The 24998-nt window shown below is 58.4% G+C and carries 20 protein-coding genes; 8 read left to right on the plus strand and 12 right to left on the minus strand.

What is annotated here, in order from left to right; translation table 11 throughout:
- Positions 1-7: 7 nt before the first annotated feature.
- The 4 genes from ilvN to JYB85_RS07660 form a co-directional block, all read right to left on the minus strand.
- On the minus strand, positions 8-502 hold the full coding sequence (gene ilvN / locus JYB85_RS07645) for an acetolactate synthase small subunit (RefSeq protein WP_207322785.1): 495 nt from the start codon (positions 500-502) through the stop codon (positions 8-10).
- A complete protein-coding gene (locus JYB85_RS07650) occupies positions 502-2223 on the minus strand; it encodes an acetolactate synthase 3 large subunit (protein WP_207381714.1) in 1722 nt (573 codons plus the stop codon). Before JYB85_RS07650 ends, ilvN begins: the two co-directional genes overlap by 1 nt.
- 364 nt (positions 2224-2587) lie before the next feature.
- Positions 2588-3751 carry a multidrug effflux MFS transporter gene (locus tag JYB85_RS07655; protein WP_207381999.1) on the minus strand — a complete coding sequence of 388 codons (1164 nt, stop codon included), beginning with the start codon at positions 3749-3751 and terminating at the stop codon, positions 2588-2590.
- 159 nt (positions 3752-3910) lie between these two features.
- Complete coding sequence (locus JYB85_RS07660; RefSeq protein ID WP_207381715.1) at positions 3911-5311, minus strand: aminotransferase-like domain-containing protein; 1401 nt, start codon at positions 5309-5311, stop codon at positions 3911-3913.
- A gap of 97 nt (positions 5312-5408) precedes the next feature.
- Between JYB85_RS07660 and JYB85_RS07665 the strand changes: the two genes are divergently transcribed.
- Together JYB85_RS07665 and JYB85_RS07670 are read left to right on the plus strand one after the other, a co-directional pair.
- Positions 5409-6017, plus strand: a complete 609-nt coding sequence (locus JYB85_RS07665; RefSeq protein ID WP_207381716.1) for a LysE family translocator — start codon at positions 5409-5411, stop codon at positions 6015-6017.
- 152 nt (positions 6018-6169) lie between these two features.
- Positions 6170-7903 (plus strand): SulP family inorganic anion transporter, encoded by a 1734-nt coding sequence (locus JYB85_RS07670; RefSeq protein ID WP_207382000.1) that lies wholly within the window; start codon positions 6170-6172, stop codon positions 7901-7903.
- Positions 7904-7934: 31 nt separating this feature from the next.
- Here the strand turns inward: JYB85_RS07670 and JYB85_RS18980 are convergent, their stop codons facing one another.
- Together JYB85_RS18980 and JYB85_RS07680 are read right to left on the minus strand one after the other, a co-directional pair.
- Complete coding sequence (locus JYB85_RS18980) at positions 7935-8264, minus strand: hypothetical protein (protein WP_228730228.1); 330 nt, start codon at positions 8262-8264, stop codon at positions 7935-7937.
- Positions 8257-8985 carry a glutathione S-transferase gene (locus JYB85_RS07680; RefSeq protein WP_228730229.1) on the minus strand — a complete coding sequence of 243 codons (729 nt, stop codon included), beginning with the start codon at positions 8983-8985 and terminating at the stop codon, positions 8257-8259. Before JYB85_RS07680 ends, JYB85_RS18980 begins: the two co-directional genes overlap by 8 nt.
- A gap of 156 nt (positions 8986-9141) precedes the next feature.
- Here JYB85_RS07680 and trhO point away from each other — a divergent pair, with 156 nt between their 5' ends.
- Entirely contained in the window at positions 9142-10158 is a 1017-nt protein-coding gene (trhO, locus tag JYB85_RS07685; protein ID WP_207381717.1) for an oxygen-dependent tRNA uridine(34) hydroxylase TrhO, read from the plus strand.
- A 69-nt stretch (positions 10159-10227) separates the two neighbouring features.
- Here the strand turns inward: trhO and JYB85_RS07690 are convergent, their stop codons facing one another.
- Entirely contained in the window at positions 10228-11682 is a 1455-nt protein-coding gene (locus JYB85_RS07690; RefSeq protein ID WP_207382003.1) for a Ppx/GppA phosphatase family protein, read from the minus strand.
- Between the two features lie 58 nt (positions 11683-11740).
- On the minus strand, positions 11741-13903 hold the full coding sequence (gene ppk1, locus JYB85_RS07695; RefSeq protein ID WP_228730230.1) for a polyphosphate kinase 1: 2163 nt from the start codon (positions 13901-13903) through the stop codon (positions 11741-11743).
- Positions 13904-14159: 256 nt separating this feature from the next.
- Between ppk1 and yegD the strand changes: the two genes are divergently transcribed.
- On the plus strand, positions 14160-15533 hold the full coding sequence (gene yegD / locus JYB85_RS07700; RefSeq protein ID WP_207381718.1) for a molecular chaperone: 1374 nt from the start codon (positions 14160-14162) through the stop codon (positions 15531-15533).
- A 19-nt stretch (positions 15534-15552) separates the two neighbouring features.
- A complete protein-coding gene (locus tag JYB85_RS07705; RefSeq protein WP_207381719.1) occupies positions 15553-16041 on the plus strand; it encodes a CreA family protein in 489 nt (162 codons plus the stop codon).
- Between the two features lie 71 nt (positions 16042-16112).
- On the opposite strand, the gene JYB85_RS07710 is transcribed toward JYB85_RS07705, so the two are convergent.
- From JYB85_RS07710 to pdsR, 3 genes are all read right to left on the minus strand, one after another.
- Positions 16113-17306 (minus strand): cystathionine beta-lyase, encoded by a 1194-nt coding sequence (locus JYB85_RS07710; RefSeq protein ID WP_207381720.1) that lies wholly within the window; start codon positions 17304-17306, stop codon positions 16113-16115.
- Between the two features lie 93 nt (positions 17307-17399).
- Entirely contained in the window at positions 17400-19559 is a 2160-nt protein-coding gene (gene pdsS / locus JYB85_RS07715; protein ID WP_207381721.1) for a proteobacterial dedicated sortase system histidine kinase, read from the minus strand.
- Entirely contained in the window at positions 19556-20251 is a 696-nt protein-coding gene (gene pdsR, locus JYB85_RS07720) for a proteobacterial dedicated sortase system response regulator (RefSeq protein ID WP_207381722.1), read from the minus strand. The genes pdsS and pdsR overlap by 4 nt, the downstream gene beginning before the upstream one ends.
- Positions 20252-20489: 238 nt before the next feature.
- Here pdsR and pdsO point away from each other — a divergent pair, with 238 nt between their 5' ends.
- From pdsO to JYB85_RS07735, 3 genes are read left to right on the plus strand one after another with little or no spacing between them, the layout of a single operon-like run.
- Positions 20490-21257 (plus strand): sortase-associated OmpA-like protein PdsO, encoded by a 768-nt coding sequence (pdsO, locus tag JYB85_RS07725; protein WP_207381723.1) that lies wholly within the window; start codon positions 20490-20492, stop codon positions 21255-21257.
- A 29-nt stretch (positions 21258-21286) separates the two neighbouring features.
- Positions 21287-23347 carry a marine proteobacterial sortase target protein gene (locus JYB85_RS07730; protein ID WP_207381724.1) on the plus strand — a complete coding sequence of 687 codons (2061 nt, stop codon included), beginning with the start codon at positions 21287-21289 and terminating at the stop codon, positions 23345-23347.
- Entirely contained in the window at positions 23344-23988 is a 645-nt protein-coding gene (locus JYB85_RS07735) for a class GN sortase (RefSeq protein WP_207381725.1), read from the plus strand. The genes JYB85_RS07730 and JYB85_RS07735 overlap by 4 nt, the downstream gene beginning before the upstream one ends.
- Here the strand turns inward: JYB85_RS07735 and JYB85_RS07740 are convergent.
- Positions 23937-24992: a GGDEF domain-containing protein gene (locus JYB85_RS07740; protein WP_228730231.1), complete on the minus strand. Its 1056-nt coding sequence runs from the start codon at positions 24990-24992 to the stop codon at positions 23937-23939. The genes JYB85_RS07735 and JYB85_RS07740 overlap by 52 nt on opposite strands.
- Between the last annotated feature and the right edge of the window lie 6 nt (positions 24993-24998).

Here is a 24998-nt window from a genome sequence, read left to right on the forward strand (position 1 = left end):
TATAACCTCAGGCGCGCATGGCCTTGTCGCCACGGGCCAGTCCCACCACGCCGGAGCGGGACACTTCCACCACCTTGGTAACTTCGCCAAGGGCAGCGATAAAGGCATCGAGCTTCTCGCTGGTACCGGCCATTTGTATGGTGTACAGCTGGGCGGTGACGTCCACTATCTGGCCGCGGAAGATGTCGGCGGTGCGTTTGATTTCTTCCCGCAGTTCCCCCTGGGCCTTGACCTTCACCAAGGCCAGTTCCCGCTCTATGTGGGCGGCCTCGGTAATGTTGGACACCTTGAGCACGTCGATTAGCTTGTGCAGTTGCTTTTCGATTTGCTCCAGTACCATTTCATCGGCGGCGACCGTGATGTTCATCCGCGACAGGGTCGGATCGTCCGTAGGCGCCACCGTCAGGCACTCAATGTTGTAGCCACGTTGGGAAAACAGGCCCACCACACGTGAAAGGGCGCCGGGTTGGTTTTCCAGTAATACAGATATGATTCGGCGCATCAGCTTTTCTCCGTTTTGCTCAGCCACATGTCGTTCATCGCCCCGCCGCGGATCTGCATGGGGTAGACGTGTTCGGTTTCGTCGACATTGATGTCGACAAACACCAGGCGGTCCTTCATGGCCAGGGCTTCGGCGAGTTTGCCTTCCAGCTCGTCGGGCCGGGTGATGGTCATACCCACGTGGCCATAGGCCTCGGCAATTTTGGCAAAGTCGGGCACGGAATCCATGTAGGAATGGGAGTGGCGACCTGAGTAAATCATGTCCTGCCACTGCTTGACCATGCCAAGGAAACGGTTGTTGAGATTGATGATTTTCACAGGCACATCGTATTGCAGTGCGGTGGACAGCTCCTGAATGTTCATCTGGATTGAGCCGTCACCGGTAACGCACACCACGGTTTCATCCGGCAACGCCATCTTGACGCCCATGGCGGCGGGCAGGCCAAAGCCCATGGTGCCGAGACCGCCGGAGTTTATCCAGCGTCTGGGTTTGTCAAAGGGGTAGTAGAGGGCGGCAAACATCTGATGCTGGCCTACATCCGAGCTGACATAGGCCTCACCCTGGGTGAGACGATACAGGGTTTCGATCACCTGCTGGGGTTTGATTTTTTCGCCGCTGCTCTGGTACGCCAGACACTTACGCGCCCGCCACTGGTTGATGTCGTTCCACCAACAATCAAGGGCTGCATAGTCGTTGCCCAGAGAGCTGTCTGCATCCAGCAGGGCCAGCATTTCATCCAGCACAAACTCGGCGCTGCCCACTATGGGAATGTCGACCCGCACCGTCTTGGAGATGGAGGAGGGATCTATGTCTATGTGCAAAATGGTGGCATTGGGGCAGTATTTTTCCACGTTGTTGGTGGTGCGGTCGTCAAAGCGCACCCCTATGCCGAAAATCAGATCGCTGTTGTGCATGGTCATATTGGCCTCATAGCGGCCATGCATGCCAAGCATACCTATGTTGTTGGGGTGGGTGCCGGGAAAGGCGCCAAGGCCCATCAGGGTATTGACCACGGGAATATTGAGCCGCTCCGACAGCGCCAGCAATTGCTTGTGACAGGCGGAAATAATGGCGCCGCCACCCACGTAAAGCACCGGCTTTTTGGCCGCCAGCAGCGCCTGCAAACCGCGGCGGATCTGGCCCTTGTGGCCCGAAACAGTGGGGTTATAGGAGCGCATCTTCACTTCGCCCGGATAGACGTAGTCGAATTTCAGTGCCGGGTTGAGGGTGTCCTTGGGCAAATCCACCACCACGGGGCCGGGACGACCGCTGGCGGCGATATAAAAGGCTTTTTTGATGACTTCGGGAATTTCCGCCGGATCTTTGACCAGGAAAGAGTGCTTCACTATCGGGCGGGAGATGCCAATCATGTCGCATTCCTGAAAGGCGTCATTGCCTATCAGGCTGCTGGGCACCTGACCGGAAAGCACCACCAGGGGAATGGAGTCCATGTAGGCGGTGGCTATGCCGGTAATGGCATTGGTGGCGCCGGGGCCCGAGGTTACCAGCACCACACCCACCTTGCCGGTGGCGCGGGCGTATCCGTCGGCCATGTGGACCGCGGCCTGCTCATGGCGCACCAGAATGTGTTCTATGCCGGAAATTTCGTGGAGGGCATCGTAGATATCCAGAACCGAACCGCCCGGATAACCGAAAATGTGTTTTACGCCTTCGTCGATCAGGGATCGAACTATCATGCTGGCGCCAGAAAGCTGTTCCATAGTGCATCCTTTTAATCAATATGCCGCCAAGGTAAACGGCAAGTGTGTCAGCGAGGGTCATCGCATTACCGGCGATTTGGCAGGGTGGTGCCAAAGCGCGCAATTGCCAGGGCCACCGGTAAGGTGCCGCGTCCGACTCAAGAGCCGTTGGCAACTGTCGCAAAAGGACAGACATTCATCATAAAAACTTTATCGCCGAGTGCAAGGCCTTATTCCGGATAAAAGCTCAGCATGAAGGATTTTCATCTACAGGTGGAACTCGTGCTGGCAATCTGCAGCGGTCAACGGCAAAGATTAACGAAATCTCAGTGGATTGTGTGGAATTGCAAATAACAGGGGCCTCAAAAAGAGGCCCGCAAAGGGGTTAGTGTTCCTGGCTCGCCAGTCGCTGACTGACGAAGGCCAGCAGCACAGAGGCAAACATCAGCAGTGCGAAGGGCAGGGCGGTGCCGGTATAAAACAGCGCCAACAGCGGACCTGCGAAGGCGCCGCAGCCAAATCTCAGGGTGCCGATAACCGCGGTGGCCGTACCGGTTTCATGCTGGAATTTCAGCAGCACCAGGGCGTCGGCATTGACCGACATGATCCCCAGGCAAGCCATAAACGCCATCAGCACCAGCACTGTGATTTGATAATCCAGCTCCAGCAGATTCACCAACACCAGGCAGGCACCGAAGAACATGCCCAGCACAGTGGCGGCGTGGAGCATGCGCCTGGAGCCAAAACGGCCGACGATACGGGTGTTGACTATGTTGGCCGCCATCAGGGCGCCGACATTGCAGGCAAATACTATGGCAAACCAGTGACTGTCGAGGCCGAAGACCTCCATAAACACAAAGGGTGAGGCGGTCAGGTAGCAAAAATAGGCGAAAGAGGTCAGTACGCCACTGCCGATATAGCCCTTGACGCCCCGGCGACTTAGCACAGTGGCGTAGGAGCGTAAAAAGCCGGGTTTGGCATCGTGACGCACCAGGGTCACGGGCAGGTGCAGCTTGCGCCACACCAGCAGCAGCGCCGCGCCGGCATAGAGGCTGAGCAGCCAGAAGATCATCTGCCAATGACTGATGCCGAGGATAAGACTGCCGATACTCGGCGCCAGCAGGGGGGCCAGCATCATTATCAGGCTTACATAGGACATGCCCTTGGCCGTGTGTTCGCCGTAAATCTGCTTGATATAGCCCGGCACCACCACGGTGGCCGCCGCGCCGATAAAGGCCTGCAGGAAACGCAGCACCAGAAACAGTTCAATGGAATGGGCAAAGCTGACGGCAAGGCTGAGGACAGTGGCGCCGCCAAGGCCCAGCAACACCAGGGGGCGGCGGCCAAAGCGGTCCGCCAGGGGACCAAAGAGCAACATGCCGAGGGCATAGCCTGCCAGGTACAGACTCAGGGACTGCTGCACAGTGGTGATATCGCTGCCAAAACCTGCGGCTATGTCCGCCATGGCCGGCAGGTACATGTCTATCGCCAGCGGATTGATGGCCACTATGGCCGCCAGCAAGGGGATGAGCAGCACCTTGCTCGGCATGGCAATGCTGCTGTCAAAGGCTGTGTCTGTTTTGTCCAAATCTAACCTCGTTTGGCATTGAATTGTTGGTGCGCGAGCCGGTCAATGTTAGCCCTGCCGCTCCCGGCCGCCAATGACAGCCGACCGACTTTGTTGCTTCATAATTGCAAGCAAATGTATTCAGGTAACGGCGATGCAGCCATAGAGCTGTTCCCGGATGGCCTGAGCTATGCGATTGAATATGGCCTGATATTTGTCTTCGGGCAGTCGACCTATGCTGAGGCGCACCGCATTGGCGGGATCGCCGAACTCCGCGGCGCTGCGCAGCAAAATGCCTTCCGTTGCCAACTGGGTCACCAGGGATTGGGCCTGCACCTGGGGCGGCAGTTCAAGGAAACCATTGAGGCCGCGCCAGCGGCTTTTAAGCCCCAGGCTGTCCGCCATGGCAAGACCGGCGGCGCGGATCTGCCTGATTAAAGGGTCGCGCTTTTGATGAATGGCACCCTGTTGCAGCAGCTCGCAGGCCAATTCAATGTTGAGGCTGCTGACCATCCAGCAACTGGCGAGCAGCGCCTGATTGACTCTGGGTAACAGGGCCTGGGGCAGTAACATATAGCCCTGGCGCAGCCCACCGGCAAACCGCTTTGACAGGCTGGATACATAGACCACATTACCCCGCTCCGGATCATGGCTTTGCTTGTAGGCGTGGTCCTTGGCCTGTTGGTGAATTTGATCGTAGTGCCACAGCGGCAGCGACCACTCATCATCCAGGCAGTAATTGACATCGTCCTCAATGACCAGCACCCCAAAGCGTCTGGCCAGCGCCAGTATGGCAAGGCGCTGCTCCTTGCTGTAGCCGATGCAGGTGGGATTCTGGTTGTTTGGGGTGATGTAGAGCGCCTTGGGGCTGTGCTCCACCATGGTTTGCTCCAGTGCCTGCATATCAAGACCCTCTTCGGTCAACGGCACCGCAAGGGTGTTCAGATGCAATTGACGGGCGGCTATGCCTATGCCGGTGAAACACCAGGCCTCGTGCAGCACGGTATCACCCGGGGCGCAAATGGCGCTGAGCAGGGCATGGATCCCTTGCTGGGCGCCCTGACAGAACAGCAATTGCTCGGGCCGTGCCTGTATCCCCTGGGTCTTCAACCAACTGCAGAACAGGCGTTGCTGGTGCGGCAGGGCATGGTGTTGGTATTGCAACAACTGCCCCAGGCGCTGCGGATCGCGTGCTATGCGCATCATGGCATCGCTGCATTGCTGGATCTGATCTGTCATGCGCTGGGCACAGCCGGCCAGATCGGAAATGGCCTCGGTCTGCTCTGTGATCTTGCTGCGGTGGCGCACATAGGTGCCGTCACCCACCCGGGCCTCGACCCAGCCCCGTTGCTCGCACAGGCCATAGGCCCGGGTGACAGTGCCCACTGTGACGCCCAGGGCATCGGCCAGGCGCCGCTGGGGCGGCAGCTTGCAGCCCTGGGCCAGCTCGCCGCTTTCAATGGCATCGGCTATGGCATTGGCCAGCTTGTGATACTTGCTGTCGCTGCCTTCGGCCAGGGTCGGCACCCAAATTGTAACCATGACAATATTTCCGTTGATCCGTGCAATTGTTCCTATAGTATGCGATCAAAATCACCCTTTCCAGTGAATATTGTACCCATACAATAAGGAGTGTTTGATGGATAGCAACCTGCTTACCCTGCTGATGTCTGCCGCGCTGTTTTGCATCACCATGACCATGACGCCGGGGCCCAACAATGTGCTGCTGGCCACTTCCGGCGCCAACTTCGGGGTGCGCCGCACCTTGCCGCACTTGCTGGGGATCCGCCTGGGCACCACCTCACTGCACCTGGCTGTGTTGCTGGGCCTGGGGTCTTTGTTCAGCCAATGGCCGCTGCTGCACGAGATACTCAAGTGGTTGTCCATAGGCTATCTGGCCTATCTGGCGATTGGCATTATGCTTGGTGGTGGCGCTTCCGCCGGCAACCGGGTCAGCAGCAAGCCCATGACCATTCCCCAGGCGGCCATGTTTCAGTGGATCAACCCCAAAAGCTGGATGGCGGTGATGACATTGTGCAGTGCCTTTACCCTGGCGGGTCAGGATTACTGGCAGAGTGCCCTGGGCGGGGTGCTGGTGTTTAATCTGGTGGGCTTTCCCGCCTCCTTTACCTGGGTGTGGGTGGGCAAAGCCATCGCCCGCTGGTTGCACACCCCGCGGCGGCGTCGCGGATTCAATCTCACCATGGGCATGGCCCTGCTGTCCACCTTGCCCATGCTGCTGCACTGACAGGGAAGCGCGAACTGCTGAAAATCTGCTCCGGATAAGGCCTGTTGCGGAAATATTTCATCCGAGGGGATAGACAAACTGCTATTTTTCAAGGATAAGGCAGGAGCTCAGGATCTGCAGGAGGTTAGCAGTTGGTGGATTGGCGTTCCCTGATGCCGGGTCTGGCATCTTTCCAAGATTATCGCCGTGAATGGTTTGCCGATGATATTAAGGCGGGATTATCGGTCACGGCCGTGGCCTTGCCCGTAGCCATCGCCTATGCCCAATTAACCGGGGTGAATCCCCTGGTGGGACTCTACTCCTGCGTTCTGCCCATGTTGGTTTATGCCCTGATGGGCACGTCAAGGCAATTGATCGTCGGTCCCGATGCCGCCACCTGCGCCGTGGTGGCCGCCGTGGTGACGCCGCTGGCCGGTGGTGACAGCGTTAAGCACTGGCAGCTGGTGATGACCATGACGGCCATGACCGGCTTCTGGTGCCTGGTGGCCAGCCGGTTCAAGCTGGGGATCCTTGCCGACTTCCTCTCCAAGCCGATTTTGATGGGCCTGCTTAACGGTGTGGCGCTGACCATTATCGTGGGCCAGCTGTCGAAGATCCTCGGCTTCAGTTTTGATGAGCGCTACCTGCTGGACAGACTGGCGGCCGTACCCAATTACCTGTCCGCCGTGCATTGGGCTACCCTGGCTATGAGCCTGGGGGCCATTTTGGTTTACCTGTTGGTGAAGCGCTTTAAACCCAGCTGGCCGGCGGCCATGGTCGTGATCCTGATCTGTACTCTGGTGAGCTGGGGCGGCGATCTGACCCAATACGGGGTGATCCTGGTCGGTGAGGTCAGTCTGGACATGCCGGGGGTACAGGTGCCTGTGTTTGACCTGGGTCTGGCCCGTGAGCTGGTGATGCCGGCACTGAACCTGGCCATGGTCAGTTTCGTCAGCATGATGCTGACGGCCCGCAGTTTCGCAGCGAAAAACGGCTACGATATCGACCCCGATGTGGAATTCCGCGCCCTGGGGATGGCCAATATCGCCTCGGCATTGTCACAGGGCTTTGCCGTCAGTGGTGCCGATTCGCGCACCGCGGTCAACGATGCCGCCGGCGGTAAAACCCAGCTGGTATCCCTGATAGCGGCTCTTATCATAGGCATAGTGGCCTGGTTATTTACGGCGCCGCTGGCCTTTATACCCCAGTCTGCCCTGGGGATAGTGCTGGTGGTGGCTTCCTGGTCGCTCATCGATCTCAAAACCCTGTGGAAACTCAGGCTCAGGGATAAACGGGCATTTTTGCTGGCGCTGACCACCTTTGTGGCCGTGCTGCTGATAGGGGTGATCCCCGGCATTACCCTGGCCGTACTCCTGGGGTTGTTCCAGTTTCTGCAGGTGGTGATGCGGCCAACGGATCAGTGTCTGGGGCTGGATGCCAAGGGGGTGCTGCGCAGCCTCGACGGCTCAGACAAGGCCAAGGCGGTGCCTGGGGTGTTTATTTACCGCTTCAATTCCCCGTTAACCTACTTTAACGCCAGCTACTTCAAACGGCGGTTACTGGAACGGATAGCGGCCGAACCCGTGACTCCCGAGTGTGTCATCATAGATGCGGTGCCAAGTTTTACCCATGCGGATATCAGTGTGATGGCCATGCTGTCGGATCTGCATAACCTGTTCAAGCGCAAACAAATACGGCTGATTTTGGCGGGGCGAAAGCGCCAGCTGCTGACCTGGTGCGAGGCTCAGGGGATACCTACGGGTGAGGGGGGCTTGCTGATCCGCTCGGATTTGTATCTGGCATTGAAGATGAGTCAGCTTTATCGGCAGGCACTCGCCGAGGGCCAGGCGCCGCCATTGAAGCGACCTGTTGAACTGGATCTGGTGCTGGAGCACAGCCACCTGTAAGAAATTGAGCCGGCATTGCCGGCTCAATAATTTAATCTTCGTGTATCATGTCGCAGGGGATGAGGCCCTGGTAGAAGTAGTAACCGGCTGGGCCGAAAATAAGGCTCAGCAGACACCAGAGACGTTTGCGCCCCGGGCTGATATCGACAATGGCCTTACATGCCTTGATGGCAAAAAACGTATGTAAGCTGGCCAGCAGCACCATCATAAGTGCTATTGCAATTTCCATATTTTCCATAATGTTATCCATTTCATCACCGGCCATCCTGCCGATGTGTTCCCTTGGGGCCGAGTATAGGCTCAGCAGACCTTTGACCGCAAATGCCGGCGGCAAATCCAGTCCTGCGACTGATTCAGACAAGCCGACTCAATTGGCAATCGCCGAAACTGTGCTCGGCGCCGCCGTCGGCAAACTCAACGTACTGGGTCATGATGGCGCTGAACAGCGGCCCTTGGAGCCAGATTGTCAGCCAGGCAGCCAAGCCGGGCAGGGCGGCCTCGAACCAGTTGTTGTCCACCATAGCAAACTGACGCACAAAGGGAAACACGGCCAGGTCCGCCATTGAAGGGGTCGGACCATAGAGAAAGGCCTGCTTTGCCAGTCTGGGCTCCAGCGGCGCCAGAAACTCCAGGCATTGGCTGCGGTAATGGTCTGCACCGTGCTGCGGATGGCGATCGGCATACTTGTATTTGTCGAGCCAGGGTTTGAATTCCTTGTCCATTTGCCTGATCAGTTGCAGTTGTGGCTCTCGGTCTTTGACAAACAAATGATGTGGGTCCCGCTGCCCCAGGGCCCATACCATGATATCCAGGCTTTCGGTCAGCACCTTGTCCTCAAGTTGCAGCACGGGCACTGTGCCCTTGGGATTGATGGCCAGCAGCTGTGGGGGCTTACGTTTCAGCATCACCTCGCGCAGGCGCACCTCAATACCCGCCGAGGCTATGGCGGCGCGGGCCCGCATGGCGTAGGGACAACGGCGAAAGGAGTAGAGCAGGGCTTGGGGCATGGGCAATAATGACTGAGACAAGCGGTGGCGCCAGTCTAGCGCCGGCGGCCTGTGATTGCCATGGGTGACACGCATGGCGTGACGGCTTTCCAGGATTAGCGGATGCTAAAGCCCTACAAGCTGTCTGTGTTTGTGGGGAGAAGTCTGGGGTAGAATGCGCGCCCGCTGCTGCATGGTGCTGTGGCGTGATTGCGCCGGAGATTGAGCTTCGGACAGCAAAGAGAGATTTTTATGTTACCCAATTCCAATCAAGAGGCATCCACCCCGGCAGTAGTGGTGTGTGCCCTGTACAAGTTTGTATCCCTGCCCGAGTTTGAACAGCTCAAGGCGCCGCTGGAAAAAGTCTTGCTGGATAACGGCATCCGCGGCACCCTGCTGCTCGCTGCCGAGGGCATCAATGGCACTGTGGCCGGCAGCCGCACCGGCATTGACGCCATGCTGGCGTTTCTGCAATCCCAGCCCGGACTCGACAACCTGGTGTTCAAGTTGTCCTTCGACAGCGAGATGCCGTTCTACCGCACCAAGGTCAAGCTCAAGAAAGAGATAGTGACCATGGGCGTGGAAGGCATAGATCCACTCAAGGTGGTGGGCACCTATGTCAAACCTGCCGACTGGAACGCGCTGATCTCCGATCCCGAAGTTCTGCTGGTGGATACCCGCAATGACTATGAGGTGCAGATTGGCACCTTCAAAAATGCCGTTAACCCCAAGACCGAGACCTTCCGTGAGTTTCCTGAGTATGTGAAGCAAAACCTGGATCCGGCCCGTCACAAGAAGGTCGCCATGTTCTGCACCGGTGGCATTCGCTGTGAAAAGTCCACCGCATTCCTTAAGGAGCAGGGCTTTGACGAGGTGTATCACCTGGAGGGCGGCATTCTCAAGTACCTGGAGGAAGTCCCCCAGGAGCAGAGCCTGTGGCAGGGCGAATGCTTTGTGTTTGATAACCGGGTGGCGGTCAATCACCAGCTGGAAAAAGGTCAGTACGATCAGTGCAACGCCTGCCGTATGCCCATCACCGCCGAAGACAAGTTGTTGCCCTCCTATGTGCAGGGGATCAGTTGCCTGCACTGCATCGACAGTCACAGCGACAAGCAGCGTCGCCGCTTTGAGGAGCGCGAGCGTCAGGTGCAGTTGGCCAGGGAGCGCCGTGAGGCCCACATCGGCAGTGATGTGAACGACATCATCCGTGCCCGCCGGGAAGCCAAGGAACTGGAGCGCAAGGCCCAGGCCGAGAAAAACGCCTCTTAAGGCGACTGCAGTAAAAAGGCCGTTCAGTGAACGGCCTTTTTTGTGTCTCCCGGCTTGATATGGATTGCGTTACAGCCTGTCCATACCTTCCAGTTCCAGCTTGAGTCCCAGTGTCGCAAAACGCTTCTGTTCCCGCTGCAGATCCTTGAGCAGCAGATTGAACTTGGTGCCTTTCTGCGGGCGCACCAGCAGTTGCTCGCCGTCGATGGCCGAGCATTTGAGCGTCAGCGGCGGGGCGATGCGGCCCAGATGGGTCAGCACCCCAAGCCGCAGCAGCGCCAGCAGCCTGACCATGGCCAACCTGTGCCCCGGCTCCAGAGTACCTATGGCTTCCAGATCCGGTTTTTTGCGATGATTGGCTATCAGCAGGGCCAGATCCCGCTGTAAATCCTGGCTGAAACCCGGCAGATCGCTGTGGGCTATGATATAGGCACCGTGCTTGTGGTGACCGCGGGAATTGATGTGGATGCCAATCTCATGGAGGCTGGCCGCATAGGACAGCAGTCTGGCATGGGGTCTGAGCTGCCAGTCATCGGCCACCTGCTCAAACTGGGCCATGACGGTATCGCGAACCTTGGCCGCATGCTGCTGATCCACGTGGTACAACTGGGCAATACTTTCCACCGTGCGCTGGCGTATGTCCTGATATTGGCCAATGCCCGCCAGTTCGTAGAGCACCCCTTCGCGCAGTGCCCCCTGGGTAAAGTCCAACCGCCCTATGCCTAGGCGACGGAAAAAGCTGATTAGAATCGCCAGACCCGCAGGTACCAAAGGCACACGGCGGGCTTCCACATTGGCAAGTTGCACCTGGCTTATCTCGCCCCATTGCACCAGTCTGAGCTTGAGCTCCTTGAGCCGGGACAGGGTGACCGTCTCATCGCCGTAGAGTTCGGCCAGGGCCTCGCAAATGGCTTTGACCGAGCCCGAACTGCCGAGCACCATTTCCCAGTTGCCGCTGAAGTATTCCTTGGACAGGGAGGCAAATTGTTTGTCGGCGGCGCTTTGGGCCGCGCGGAAGGCCGCCAGGGTCAGCTGGCCATCGGCAAAGAAACGTTCGTTATAGCTGACACAACCGCAGCGCAGGCTGGAGAGCTGCATGGGCTGGTTTTTCTCGCCTATCACCACCTCGGTGGAGCCGCCGCCTATGTCTATCACCAGATTGCGTTTGCCCAGCACCTGGGACTGGGCTATGCCGCTGTAGATCAACCTCGCCTCTTCATGACCGGGAATGATCTCTATGGGGTAGGGGATGATCTTCAGGGCCGCACTGACAAAGGCGTCGCGGTTTCTGGCGACCCTCAGGGTATGGGTCGCCACCAGACGCACCTGGGTTTCACACAGGTTGGAGAAGCGCTGACTGAAGTCCCTCAGGCAGTTGAGGCCCCGTTCCATGGCGTCGCTGGACAGGATGCCATCGGGGGACAGGCCCTGGGCCAATTGCACCTGTTGCTTTTCCTTGTGCAGGATCTGCAGGCTACCGTCCTGCTCCCGGGCAATGACCAGGTGAAAACTGTTGGAGCCCATGTCTACGGCCACAAAGTGGCGGGGTTGTGCGTGTGGCAAGCGCTTATCCTTCACAAGCTTATTCTGTCAAAAAAGGCGCGCCATTATCGGCGCTTTCCCGGGCCTGCGCCAGAGCCAGCGCCTCGGCCTCGGCATCTTCCGCCAGCAGGCGCGTTTGCTGTTGCCGCTCGAATTGGCTCAGGTACTGATGTATCGCCAATTGGGAGCGGACCTTGCGGCGGTTGCCCCTTGGCCGATAGGGATTGCTCTGCTCCTTGTTGATGATCCTGGCCTTGGTATTGTCTGAAAATTGCAGTGACAGCAGGTCCATCACCATTTGCTTGAGCCAGTCATCATAGACCGGGGTGCTGACCTCGATACGGCTGTCGATATTGCGGCTCATCCAATCGGCGGAGCACAGATAAAGCTTGTTCTCGCCGCCGGCGTGGAACAGCATCACCCGCGAATGCTCCAGGAAGCGGTCCACTATGCTGTAGACCTCAATGTTGTCGCTGATCCCCGGGATCTGCGGCACCAGGGAACACATGCCGCGGATAAGCAGCTTGATTTTTACCCCCGCCATGGAGGCGTCATAGAGGCGGGAGATCAGCTGCTCGTCCACCAGATTATTGAGCTTGAGGGTAATGGCGGCCTTGATGCCGCTGCGGGCATTGAGGGTTTCCTGCTCTATCAGGCCACAGAGTTTCTGCCGGGCATCATAGGGGGAAACTATCAGGTGCTGAAAGTTATCCCGCCTATAGGGATGTTCAATCAGATCAAATACCTGCTCCACTTCACGGGCAATTTCCTGGTTGGCGGTAAACAGTGACAGGTCGGTATAGACCCTGGCGGTGCCTTCGTTGAAGTTACCCGAGCCCACGTGGCAATAGAGCCTGGTTGCGCCGTGCTCCTCCCGGCCTATCAGGCACAGCTTGGAGTGCACCTTCAGGCTTTCGATACCGTGGTGAACCCGCACGCCGGCTTCCGCCAGGATCCGGGTCCATTCAATATTGTGTTCTTCATCGAAGCGGGCTCTGAGCTCGATAACCGCCGTTACCTGCTTGCCGTTTTTCACCGCATCTATCAGGGAATTCATCACCCGGGACTTTTTCGCCACCCGGTAGAGGCTGATTTTGATAAAGCGCACCGCGGGATCGTAGGCGGCCTGGCGTACCAACTCGGTAAAGTGGGAAAACTTGTGGTACGGGTAGTTGAGCATGATATCGCCGCGGGCTATGGCCTCGAAGCTGTTGGCACTGTGACTGAAACCGGCGCTGTCGAGGGCCGCCAGCTTGTCGTTGACCAAATACTTGCGCCCGGGGTTGGGGAAGTTGATGAAATCCTTGAAGCTGTGGTAGCGGCCGCCGGGAACCAGGCATTCGGTGGAGCTGATCCCCAGTTGATCCTTGAGCATGGTCAGCATGTGCTCGGGCATGTCGCGGTCATACACCAGACGCACGGGTTCGGCGGTCAGGCGTTTTTTCAGGCCGCGGGTCATTTTTTCCAGCTGGCCCTGATCCAGTTCGTAGGTGATATCGAAATCCGCGTCCCGGGTCAGCTTCATCGAATAGGCCTCGATGGACTCGTAGCTGAAGAAGGGCCCGAACAGCTCATCAACGCAGTGGCGGATAATATTGTCGAGCAGGATCAGGTGTTTTTTGACCTTGGAGCGTTCGGCGGGCAACTCGATAAAACGCGGCACGTTTTTGGTGGGCACTTCCACCAGGGCGTACTGACGTCGTTCCTTGCTGTGCAGACACACCGCAAGATAAGTGGCGTTGTCATTGATGTGTTTGAGCAGATCCCTATGGTTGCTGACGATAAGGGGCGCAATATGGCGCTTGAGATGGTCGCGAAAATGCACCTTGAGCCACTGACTGTGGAACTCGCTCAGTTGGTGTTCATTGATCAGCAACACATTGCGGCGCACCAGCTCCCGCAGCAGCTCGGCATAGATGGCATCGAAGCGTTCCTGCAGCGACAGTACCCGGGTCTGGATCTTGGCCATCAGGTGACGACTGTTGTTGTGGCCATCCTGCAGGGTAGACAGCAGGATACCGCGACGCACCGCCGCGACCCGCACCCGGAAAAATTCGTCCATGTTGCTGGAGAAGATCCCCAGAAATCGGACCCGCTCCACCAGGGGCACCTCGGGATCGCAGGCTTCCTGCAACACCCGTTCGTTAAAAGACAGCCAGGACAATTCCTTGTCGATATACATCTTGTCGGTATTGGGGGACACTCGGAATACTCCTTATCTTCGAGAGCGCTGGCTTGGCACTACAATAGCATTTGGCATAATTTCCACAATCTCTGCCGCTGCTGAAGCTGTTGTTTTTTAATGGGCAATAGAGCCGCCGACGGCCAAAATACGACACTTTTGTTGCACTTGCGTGACAGGGCTTGGGCAGCATATTTCGCACGCTGCCTGCGAATGTGGCTCCGGGGGCAACAATGTGCTAAGGTCAGCGGCTTTTTTATTGGCGGGTGAGGGAAAGATGTACATAGGCTTTGATTACGGCAGTGCCAACTGCGCCGTGGGGCTGTTCAACGGTGACAGCGTGTCCCTGTTGCCTCTGGATGGCGATGACAGCTACCTGAGTTCAACCCTCTACAGTTATGACAGTGCCCTTATCGCCGAAGCTGTGCTGGCCCGTCTGCCGGAGGACCTGGCGCCGGCGTATCGCCGTGCCCGTGCTGCCGAACTCAGCCGCGCAGCCAAGGCGCGCCGTGACTGGGATCTTGCCCCCAATGAACAAACTGTGTTCGTCGGCAGGGCGGCCATAGAGCACTATCTGGAATTTCCCGGTGAAGGATTTTATGTCCGTTCGCCAAAATCCTTCCTCGGTGCAGTAGGGTTAAGACCCGAGCAGCAGGCCCTGTTTGAGGACATAGTCACCCTGATGATGCAGGAAATCAAAGCCCGGGCCGAACGGGTTTTGGGCTCGGTCATCCGCGGTGCGGTGATTGGCCGGCCGGTGAACTTTCAGGGCATAGGCGGTGAAGACAGCAACCGCCAGGCCGAGTCGATTCTGCGTCTGGCGGCCGCCCGTGCCGGCCTGGAAGAGGTGAGTTTTCTCTATGAACCCCTGGCCGCCGGTTTTGACTTTGAGGCCAGGCTGGAGGCCGATGCCACAGTGCTGGTGGTGGATGTGGGCGGCGGCACCACCGACTGTTCCCTGGTGCGTATGGGCCCGAGCCACAAATCGGCAAAGGATCGCAGCCAGGATTGCCTGGGCCACAGCGGCCAGCGCATCGGCGGCAACGACCTTGATATTGCGTTGGCTATGCAGGCCTTTATGCCGAGTTTCGGCCTGGGTTCAAACCTGATGACGGGCAAGCCAATGCCGAGCCAGCCCTTCTGGCAGGCGGTGGCGGTCAATGATGTCAGTGCCCAGCGGGAGTTTGCCGCCCTGGCCACGGGTAATCTGATTAAAGAATTGAAAAAAGACGCCAGTCAGCCCGAGTTGCTGACCCGGTTCGAACGGCTGCGCAGTCGCCAACAAAACTTCCATCTGGTGCGGCTTGCCGAAGCCGTCAAGGTGGCCCTGGGTGAGGCTGAAAGCGCCCGCACCGGACTGCCGAACGGCGAGGAAGAACTGGAGATAGGGCGCTTGGACTTTAACAATGCCATAGGTCCCCAGCTTGAGAAAATTGCTGCCCTGATGCACAGTGCAGTTCAAAACAGTGCTGTACATAATGTCGGCGCAGCGCCGGACATAGTCTACGTGACCGGCGGCAGCAGTCGCTGTCAGGCGGTGGCCGAGCGCATTGGCCAGGTTTTTCCCGGTGTGCCCGTGGTCAGTGGCGATCATTTTGGTTCTGTTACGGCGGGACTGGCCCGCGCCGCCGCTGCACTGAATAGAAAGTGAGTAAAATTAAGGAGTAGAAATGAACAAAGGATTATGGCTGGCCAGCCTGCTGCCCAGTGTCTTGTTGCCCAGTATCTTATTGCTTAGCGGCTGCGGCGATGATGTCGGCAAGGTGAGCCTGGGGCTGTTTACCACCAAGGATTTGGTGATTGAGGCGCGCCAGGACCCGAAGATCCCCGGCGTAACCTGCCATATCAGTCGGGTTGAGGCGGATTTGTCCCTGGCCGATCCCTCGGACATGAGCATAGCCTGCCGTCAGACCGGCCCCATACACGCCGCCGACATTGCCGCCATCGACAAGGGCAAGGACGGGGAGCTGGTGTTCAGCGCCTCCCTGAGTATCTTGTTTAAATCTCTCAAGGTGAGGCGGATTTTTGATGCCGAGTCCCAGACCCTGCTGTACCTGTCCTATTCCACCAAGGAGACGTCCGGCAGCCACAAGCATGCCTTGTCGAGCGTACCTCTATACGGCACAGACGCCTGGCGGGCACCCGTCAAGCCAGACTAGTGGGAAAGCCATTTGCGGTTAATAAAAAACCTCGCCTTGGCGAGGTTTTTTATGCTTTCAGGGTAACGGGCTCAGCGGCCCATGACGGCATTATAGCGCTCGAAGGCGGCGGTCAGATCGGCAATTAAATCTTCGGGATCCTCCAGGCCTATGTGCAGGCGGATCAAAGGTTTGCTGCTGTCCCAGCGGGTGGCGCTGCGGATCCTGTCTATGCCCGTGATGGCGAGAATGAGGCTCTCATAGCCGCCCCAGGAGAAACCCATCTTAAAATGCTCCATGCCTTCCACAAAGGCTTCCAGCGCTGCGTTGCTGCCATCCTTGAGCACAAAGGAAAACAGGCCGTTGCCGCCGCTGAAATCGCGCCCGAAAAACTCATGGCCGGGACAGCTGGGGTAGGCCGGGTGGCGCAGGTGGTCAAGCTCGGGGCGGGTCAGCAACCAGTCGGCGACGGCGCGGGCGTTTTTATCCTGCTGTGCCAATCGGATCCCTAAGGTTCTCAATCCTCTGGCCGCCAGGTAGACATCATCGGGGGAGGTGGTCTGGCCCAGCAGGTAGCTGTGCTCCCGTAACTGATCCCAGTGACCGGCGTTGGCCGTCGCGGTACCCATCATTACATCCGAATGACCCACTATGTACTTGGTGGCGGCCTGGATGGAAATATCCACCCCCATATCGAACGGCCGGCAATTGATGGGCGACGCCCAGGTATTGTCCAGCATCACGGTCAGGCCGTGCTCGTGGGCAATGCGCGCCATCGTGGGCACATCCTGCACTTCCATGGTGATGGAACCCGGGGACTCCAGGAACAGCACCTTGGTATTGGGGCGGATAAGCTCTGCTATGCCTGCACCTATCAGGGGATCGTAATAGCTGGTTTCTATACCATAGCCCTTGAGCACCTTGTCGCACAGATCCCGGGTGGGTTCATAAACGCTGTCCACCATCAGCAGGTGATCGCCGGTCTTAAGGAAAGAGAGCAGGGCGGCACTGATGGCGGCTGCGCCACTGGGATACAGGGCCGTGCCCACGCCGCCTTCCAGCTCGGCAATGGCGGCCTGGAAGCTGAAGTGTGTGGGGGTGCCGCGACGGCCATAAAACATTTCGCCATTATGTTTGTGCCTGGCTGCGTGGCGCATCTGCTCCATGGAATCGAAGACTATGGTGGAGGCGCGGAATACCGGTGGGTTAATCACCCCCATGCTGTATTTTTTGTCGCGGCCAAGACTGACGATTTTGGTGGCGGTTTTCATGGGCTTGTCTGACATCTGTGACTGTTCCTGTCGCTGTTTAGGGCTTCATCTTAACATTCGGCAGCCGGGAATAAAGACCGCAGGCATCAAGCTGAATCATGTTCAGCATCAGGCCGGGCTGAGCGGCAATGCCAGGGTCAGCTCGACGCCGCTGTCATCTTCCAGATTGCGAGCCTGGATCTCACCCTGATGGAAGTCGCTGATAAGGCGCGCGATATACAGACCCAAGCCCAGGTGGGGTTTGCCCTTGGCAACTTCGGGACGTACCGACACCATGGAGTCGAAGATTTGCTCACCCATGTCCTTGGGAAGCAAGGGGCCCTGGTTGCTGACCTTGAGTTTCGCCTGCTTGCCATGGGTGCTCAGGCTGATGCGAATTTCCGTGTCCGGGTGACAGAATTCCAGGGCATTGCTGACCAACTTGTCCAACAACTGGGCCAGATATTCGGGTACGCCCTTGATGGCCAGCGGCTCGGCAGGGAGTTCCAGGGCAAAACGCTGCTCAGGGTAGGTCAGCTGGTAACCCTGGACGCAGCCGCCAATCACCTGGTTCAAGACGAAATCCTGTTTCTCGGCCTGCTTGAGGCTTTCCTCCATGCGGGTGGCCTCGCTCATGTTGGCGAGGATAAGGCTTAAGCGGCTGACGCCTTCCTGGGCGCGCTCGAGGTATTTTTGCTTGTCATCCCCCAGGCCCATCAAGGCCAGATGTTCCAGGGAGCTGCGCACCACGGCCACAGGGGTACGCAGTTCATGGCCAAGGCGAGAGGACATGTTTTCCAGGTAGTGGTTATATTGGCCGAGGCGACTGACGATGCTGGCAAAGCTGCGGGACAGATCGCCAATTTCATCGCGGACCTTGGAGGGCTGCAGTCCCTGGCGTACCCGGCCCTGGCTGTCGATGGCCTGCTCCGCCTGATCCCGCAGGCGGCGAATACGGCTGGATATGCTGGAGGCAAAGAAAAACAGTGCCAGTGTACCCATGCTCATGACGGTGAGGATCACGTTGAACAGCTTTTCCAATGCCCGGTTTCTCAGGGTGCGAATGCCGTGGGTGGTTTCTTCGGCCACCACGGCGCCCATGACCTGATTGTCAATCCAGATGGGGCTGGCGGCGGCCAGTACCACGGCCTTGTTGTCGGGAGTCAGGCGCCAGGTGCTGCCCGGGCTGCCGGTCAACGCCGTTTGAATGTGGCTGCCGGCCAGCTCTGTGCTGTCCTTGAGTCCATCGACGAAGTCCTTGGGGGGCCGGGTAAGAATGCGGTAATAAAGTGGATAGAGATAGCGGCGCACCCAGGCATCAAAGCTGCCATCTGGCACCTCGTTTTCCACCGCCCGGGTCCAGACATTGTTGTCCGAGTGAATGTCGCCGGAGCGGGCCAGTACCCGGCCGTGTCTGTCCACCACCCAGATACGGGCACTGTTATGGCCCATACCTTTGATAATATTTTCTATTTCCGGAGATGGCACCAATACTGTGCCCAGCTCGCCGGCATCATCGGTGGCGGAGGTGCCGACGCTGGCCACCGGTTGGCGGGTTCGCTTGTCATTGACATCGTTGATGGCGAAACTCAGCTTGCTGCCTAGCATCTCCAGCGGGATCCTGAGCTCGATATTGTAGCCCAGGTCGGTGCGCTGCCATTGGCCCTGAATTCTGGGCTCGGGCGCTACCGGGGTGCGTTTGCCAGTATCGTCCGGCAGGGCAAAGGCGCTTATCCAGCCATCGCGGATATTGGCCACCAGATAGCGGCGAAACACCCCGGCAGGATCCAGGGTGGCGATGGCAAGGGCGTCGTTTCTGTCTATGGCCAGGCTGTTGCGGCCGCGCATCACGGGAAAAGGGTCGGTCACCTCGAAAAAGGCGTACAGGTAGTCGCCGTACTTGCCCACCATGTGGTTGAAGCTGAGATGACTGTCGCTGTCCTGGCCGCTCAGGCGCTGGTCCCTGCCATAGTTGAGCATATGGTGGCGGTATTCGTCCCAGTCGCCCAGCTTACCGTCGAGCTGAATGGGCGACGACAGGGGATAGGCGTAAAGATCCCGGCCCTTTTCCAGTTGGCTGCGGTAGCTGGCCTGGCTGTCAAACAGCTTGGGGCGTTCATGGAGGGCGGTGGCCAGTGCCTGAGTGGTGCCCTCCAGGGTGCGCTCCTGACCGTGGCGCAGGTATTTTTCCATTTCCCACACGTATTCATAGCCAAGCCAGGGCAGGCACAGCAGGAAAGTGGACAGGAGTATGACCTTGGTACGCAGGCCAAAGGGCAGGGCCGTCATGGTTTCTGGCTGTCCCAGCGATAGCCCATGCCATAGACTGTATCTATGCAGTCGAAGGCCGGGTCAACCGCGAGAAACTTCTTGCGGATCCGCTTCACATGGCTGGTGATGGTGCTGTCGTCGACGAAGATCTTGGCTTCCTGCATCAGTTCATTGCGGCTTTTGACGTGACCCGGATGCTTGGCCAGGGCATGTACCATCCAGAATTCGGTGACCGTCAGCTCTATGGCCTGTTGCTGCCAATAGGCCTGAATGCGGTTGGCGTCTATGGTCAAAGGCCCCCGCTCCAGCAATTGGGTGACGGGGCCATTGTGTTGCAGTGATTCGCAGCGGCGAAACAGGGCTGCGAGGCGGGCCAACAGGTGTGGGAAGCTCACTTCCTTGCTCAGGTAGTCATCGGCACCCAGGCGCAAACCGCAGACGGTATCAAAGTCGCTGTCGCGGGCGGTCAGAAACAGTATCGGCACAGTGGCCGACATGGCCCGCAGCGACTGGCACAGGGCAAAACCGCCGTCGATTTCATCCTCCAGGCCTATGTCTATGATGGCCAGATCCGGCAAGCGTACCTGAAACGCCTTGAGCGCCGCGGGGCGGTTGGCGTAGGTCTGCACCTGATATCCCTGGGCCTGCAATACATCCTTGTAGTTCTCGCGGATGGCGGCCTCATCTTCCACTATGGCAATTCTTTTCATCAATCGATTCTTTTGCTGCCGAACGCTTGGCTTCGGCCGGTTCCTTTATTCTCGGCTGACTATACCGCAATTGGCCGTCAAGAAAAGGGCCGGAGGCCAATTGCCATTTTGTTGCCACAATTGATAGCCGAAGTGCCATTTTTGCTCCGCTAAGTTGCCATTCCGCTTGGGTTTAATTGAGTCATCGACAGGAGGGCAGGTCGTCCTCCCGCCAACACCACTCAAAAGGAATGACATCATGAAACACACAATCATCGCTGGCATCGTTTTCCTGACCCTGTTTGGTCACTCTGCCCTGGCCGCTGAGGTCTCGACCGAAGCCACCAAGCCCCGTGAGCACAAGGAGGAATTGATAGGTTTGGGCTCGGGGATCCTGCTGGGGGCCGCAGTCGGTGGCCCAGTGGGTGCCATCATTGGCGCCTTTACCGGCGGCATCATTGGCAAATCGGTGGCCGATGACGACCAGCTCAAGGCCCAGGAGGCGCGCCTGGCACGACAGGAGGAAGATTTGACCAGCCTGCGCAGGACCAAGGAAAGCCTGGAAAACCTCTCCGGCGAATACGCCAGGGTGCAACGTCAGCTCAATGAACTGAAGCAGAGCCGTGAGTCCCGGCTGCAGGAGCTGTCTTTGGGTCTCAACGTGCAATTCAAAACCGGTTCTTCCGCCATCGAACCCCACTTCCAGGCCCAGCTTGATGATGTGGCATTTGTTATGACCCAGGATCCCGAGCTCAAGCTCGATCTCAAGGCCTTTGCCGACCGCCGCGGTGATGCTGATTACAACCAGGCCCTGTCGGAGCAGCGCCTGGCTGAGGTCAGATCCTACCTGGTGAGCAAGGGTGTGACCGAGGACAGGCTGCAGGGCAAGGCTCTGGGGGCCAGTGCGCCGCTGGCACAGGCCTCCGGTCTGGAAGAGGACTTCTTTGACCGCAGGGTGACCCTGCGCCTCAGCAGCCAGGAATTGCAGAGCCATACCGAGGAAGCCCTGGCCAGCAACGGTCAGTGATCCCAGGCCACGGACAGGGAAGAAAGCAATTGACGATTTCAATGCGATATCAGGGCCTGAGCAGATGGGTGGCGGCTGTCGCCCTCATCTGCAGCGCAGGCGCGGGCGCCACGGGTAACGGCGCGGATTGGCAACAAGAGGCGGGTAAGGCCAGGGTTCACACAGAGGCGGCCGAACCCGGCATGGGATTGCTGCAATACCGGGACAGCCAGGGGCAGCAAAGGCAGCTGATGGCGGTTAACACCCGGGTGCAGATGCACGTCAGTGGCTGGCTCAATAGGGTAGTGCTGGAGCAGGAGTTCCTTAACCTGACCGGCGAGACTATTCAGGGGCAGTATCAGTTTCCCTTGCCCCAGGGGGCTGCTGTGGATGGTATGGAGCTGGATCTGGGACAGCGCAAAATAGTCGGTGTGATCCAAGAGAAACAGGCTGCGAGGGCCAGATTTGAGCAGGCCAAACAGCAGGGCCAGCGGGCGGCGCTGCTGGAACACAGAAGTGCCAATCTGTTTCACACCGAAGTGGCCAACCTGATGCCCGGTGCCTTGCTGAAGGTGCGGGTTAATTACCTGCAGACCCTCAACTGGGAGCAGCAGGGCTTTGAATTGCGCTTTCCCATGACCCTGACGCCAAGGTACTTAAGCCCCCTGTTGCCAATGGCCCAGGGCCAGGTGCCCATGTTGGCAGCGGCCATGCCAAGGCAAGCCAAGGTCAGTTTGGAACTGCTGCTGGAGGGCTTTGATATTCGCGCTGTGACCAGCCCCTATCATCAAATTCAGGTGGAGCGGGAAGCAGAGGATCGTACCCGGGTGCGCCTGGAAGACTGGGCGGCCAACCGTGATTTTGTGCTGCGCTGGCAGCCAGGTTTGGAACAGGCGCCCAAGGCCTCGGTGCAGGTGCAGCAGGGCCTGAGCTATGGCGGGGAAGAGCAGGGCTACTTCCATGGTTTGCTGTCCTTGCTGCCGCCGGCCGCCGAATTGGCGCTGGCCGTGCCGAGGGAGTTGGTGCTGGTGATAGATACCTCGGGCTCAATGACAGGGGAATCCCTGAGCCAGGCCAAGGCAGCCTTGGCCGAGGCACTGAATCAATTGACACCCGCTGACAGCTTTAACCTGATTGCTTTTAACTCGGATGTGACCATGTTGTGGCCACAATCACGCCCCTGGAGTGCCCAGAATCTCAAAACGGCGATGAAGTTTGTCCGCTCCCTGGAAGCAGAGGGCGGCACGGAAATGGCGGCGGCTCTGAATGCGGCCTTGCCGGTCAATGCCAAATGGGAAAGTGCACCCGGGGAAAGCGTTCGTCAGGTGCTCTTCATCACCGACGGTGCGGTTGGTCAGGAACAGGCCCTGTTTACGCAAATTGAGGAGCAACTGGGGGACAGCCGGCTGTTTACCGTGGGTATAGGCGCGGCGCCGAACGGCTTTTTTATGGAGCGGGCGGCCCAGGCGGGCAAGGGCAGTTTCACTTACATAGGCAAGGCGGCCGAGGTCAGCGAGCGGATGCAGGCGCTGCTTAAACGCATCGCCAAGCCCAGACTCAGCCATATCCGGGTGCAATTTGAAGACGGTACCATTCCCGAGCACTGGCCCGCTGCCATTCCGGATCTCTATGCCGAAACACCTTTGCAACTGAGTTTCCGCCTCCCCGCCGCCAGCCATGGCGACCTTATGGTCAGCGGTCGAATTGGGTCGAAGCCCTGGCAGGTGCAACTGCCTTTGATACCGGTCGCAAGCCAAAGGGGACTGGATCTGGCCTTTGGTCAGGCACAGATCTCCGCCCTGGCGCGGGCCCGCAGTGCCGCCAATGGCGAGCGCACCCGGCAACAGATCACGGCTCTGGGGCTCAAATATCACCTGATGAGCCCCTACACCAGTCTGGTGGCCGTCGACCAGGAAGCCGTGAACCAGGGTCAACCGGGCCCTCTGGTGCAGTTGGCGACACCCTTACCCGCCCATTGGCAGGGAGGCATGCCGCAGACCGCCCTTGGCAGTGCACTTTGGTTGTTGCTTGGCAGCGTGTGTCTGTTGCTGGCGCTGGTTTTTGAATGTCTTGGACGGCTGGGGCGTTTGCGATTGGCGTCGGCACCATGAAGGCCCGACGTTTACTGTCCCTGGCAGCACTGCTGCTGGGACTTATCCTGATAATCAAGGGAGGCTATATGCAGGCCAAAGCAGAGTTTGCCCAATTTTTAATTGCCAGGGCTTTTGAGCAGAGCCTGGTGGACGGTCAGCCACACAAACCCTGGGATTGGGCCGATACCTACCCGGTGGCCAGACTGGAGCTGCTCAAGGGGGGCTTACCTCAGCGGCCCCTGTATGTGCTGGCGGGAGCCAGCGGACGCAACTTGGCCTTTGGACCGGCCTGGCTTGAAGGCACGGCCAGACCCGGGGCGCCGGGACACAGCGTGATAGCCGGCCACAGGGACAGCCACTTTGCCCAATTACGTGTAATGGCCGTGGGCGACAAGTTGCTGTTGACGCCCTTTTCCGGCCGGCAACAGTTGTTTGAGGTCAGTGCGCTCAGAATAGTGAGTGAGCATGATGGCCAGGCACTGGCCGAGGTGGAGGATGGTTTGACGCTGGTGACCTGTTATCCCTTTGATGCCTTGGGGGCCCGTTCGGATAAGCGTTTGCTGGTGTTCGCAAAACCCATGGCCAAACCCAGGGCGAACGCGGTGGCTCAGCCTGCCATCGGCATGACCCGGTTGCGGCCGAGTCGTTTGGCGTCGTAGAGCTGAATGTCTGCTGCGTCGATGAGTTCCATCAGGCTCATGCCTTCGCGCCAGCTGCTGACACCGAAGGAGGCGGTCACATTGTTGATGGTATTGCCGGATTTGCGATCCTTAAGGCTGAGCTTTTCCAGGCCCCGGCGCAGCACCTCCGCCAACTGGCGGGCGATGGCCTGATCCCGGGCCGGGATCAGTATGGCAAATTCTTCACCGCCGCAGCGATACACCTTGGCGCCATCGCGGCAGCCTTCCATCAGGCGTTTGGCTACGGCCTTAAGTACCTGATCGCCCAGTTGATGGCCGTAGGTATCATTGAATATTTTGAAATGGTCTATATCGCACAGCACCAGGCAAGTGCCTTCGGGAGCCTGCTCCAGGGTGGCACGCAAATCGGCATCAAAGGCACGGCGATTGAGGCAGCCGGTGAGCGCATCAAACAGTATGTCCTTCTCGCTGGCGGCCAGGCGCACCTTCAGGGCTTCAATTTCCTGCTGGGCCTTGTTGAGTTGGCGGGTGAAGTAGCTGGTGCTGGTTCGTATGGCATCGGATTCCTTGGCCATGTTGCGCACCAGTTCCAACATCTTGTCGAGGGTGAACTCTTCCCGCTCGAGCTGTTCCAGTTTGCTGAAATTGCTGTCGATCCGGCTTTGGAATTGGCTGGCGTCCGTGTGGGTGTCTTTCAGGGACTGGGACAATTCGGTGACCATGGCATCGAGATTCCGGCGCATGGCACAAAGATCCACGGCCATACTGTCCCCCAGGTGCTCCCGGTACAGGAGTTCGCTGTTGCTGGGCGGGCAAGTGCGGTGCTCGGCCAATACCTTATCCATGGCGGCATTGAGTGCCGGTTGTTGCTCACCGACATAGGTATACCAGAGTGCGTAATTGGTAGGGGTGGTGGGGATCCTGTGCTTAAGCATCAGCGGCACCGCCTGCTTGAGGCGAGTCGCCGCCGTGTGCAGCAATGCCTGCTGATCTGCTTCCATCAGCTTGTGGCTGTCGGTCATTGTTGT

Origin of the sequence: Shewanella sedimentimangrovi (assembly GCF_017354965.1) — a bacterium.
GTDB lineage: Bacteria > Pseudomonadota > Gammaproteobacteria > Enterobacterales > Shewanellaceae > Shewanella > Shewanella cyperi.

Excerpts from the sequence above, each read along its gene's own strand:
- ilvN (WP_207322785.1), bottom strand. The coding sequence starts at position 502 with ATGCGCCGAATCATATCTGTATTACTGGAAAACCAACCCGGCGCCCTT.
- JYB85_RS07650 (WP_207381714.1), bottom strand. The coding sequence starts at position 2,223 with ATGGAACAGCTTTCTGGCGCCAGCATGATAGTTCGATCCCTGATCGAC.
- JYB85_RS07655 (WP_207381999.1), bottom strand. The coding sequence starts at position 3,751 with ATGCCGAGCAAGGTGCTGCTCATCCCCTTGCTGGCGGCCATAGTGGCC.
- JYB85_RS07660 (WP_207381715.1), bottom strand. The coding sequence starts at position 5,311 with ATGGTTACAATTTGGGTGCCGACCCTGGCCGAAGGCAGCGACAGCAAG.
- JYB85_RS07665 (WP_207381716.1), top strand. The coding sequence starts at position 5,409 with ATGGATAGCAACCTGCTTACCCTGCTGATGTCTGCCGCGCTGTTTTGC.
- JYB85_RS07670 (WP_207382000.1), top strand. The coding sequence starts at position 6,170 with ATGCCGGGTCTGGCATCTTTCCAAGATTATCGCCGTGAATGGTTTGCC.
- JYB85_RS07680 (WP_228730229.1), bottom strand. The coding sequence starts at position 8,985 with ATGCGTGTCACCCATGGCAATCACAGGCCGCCGGCGCTAGACTGGCGC.
- trhO (WP_207381717.1), top strand. The coding sequence starts at position 9,142 with ATGTTACCCAATTCCAATCAAGAGGCATCCACCCCGGCAGTAGTGGTG.
- JYB85_RS07690 (WP_207382003.1), bottom strand. The coding sequence starts at position 11,682 with ATGGGCTCCAACAGTTTTCACCTGGTCATTGCCCGGGAGCAGGACGGT.
- yegD (WP_207381718.1), top strand. The coding sequence starts at position 14,160 with ATGTACATAGGCTTTGATTACGGCAGTGCCAACTGCGCCGTGGGGCTG.
- JYB85_RS07705 (WP_207381719.1), top strand. The coding sequence starts at position 15,553 with ATGAACAAAGGATTATGGCTGGCCAGCCTGCTGCCCAGTGTCTTGTTG.
- JYB85_RS07710 (WP_207381720.1), bottom strand. The coding sequence starts at position 17,306 with ATGTCAGACAAGCCCATGAAAACCGCCACCAAAATCGTCAGTCTTGGC.
- pdsS (WP_207381721.1), bottom strand. The coding sequence starts at position 19,559 with ATGACGGCCCTGCCCTTTGGCCTGCGTACCAAGGTCATACTCCTGTCC.
- pdsR (WP_207381722.1), bottom strand. The coding sequence starts at position 20,251 with ATGAAAAGAATTGCCATAGTGGAAGATGAGGCCGCCATCCGCGAGAAC.
- pdsO (WP_207381723.1), top strand. The coding sequence starts at position 20,490 with ATGAAACACACAATCATCGCTGGCATCGTTTTCCTGACCCTGTTTGGT.
- JYB85_RS07735 (WP_207381725.1), top strand. The coding sequence starts at position 23,344 with ATGAAGGCCCGACGTTTACTGTCCCTGGCAGCACTGCTGCTGGGACTT.
- JYB85_RS07740 (WP_228730231.1), bottom strand. The coding sequence starts at position 24,992 with ATGACCGACAGCCACAAGCTGATGGAAGCAGATCAGCAGGCATTGCTG.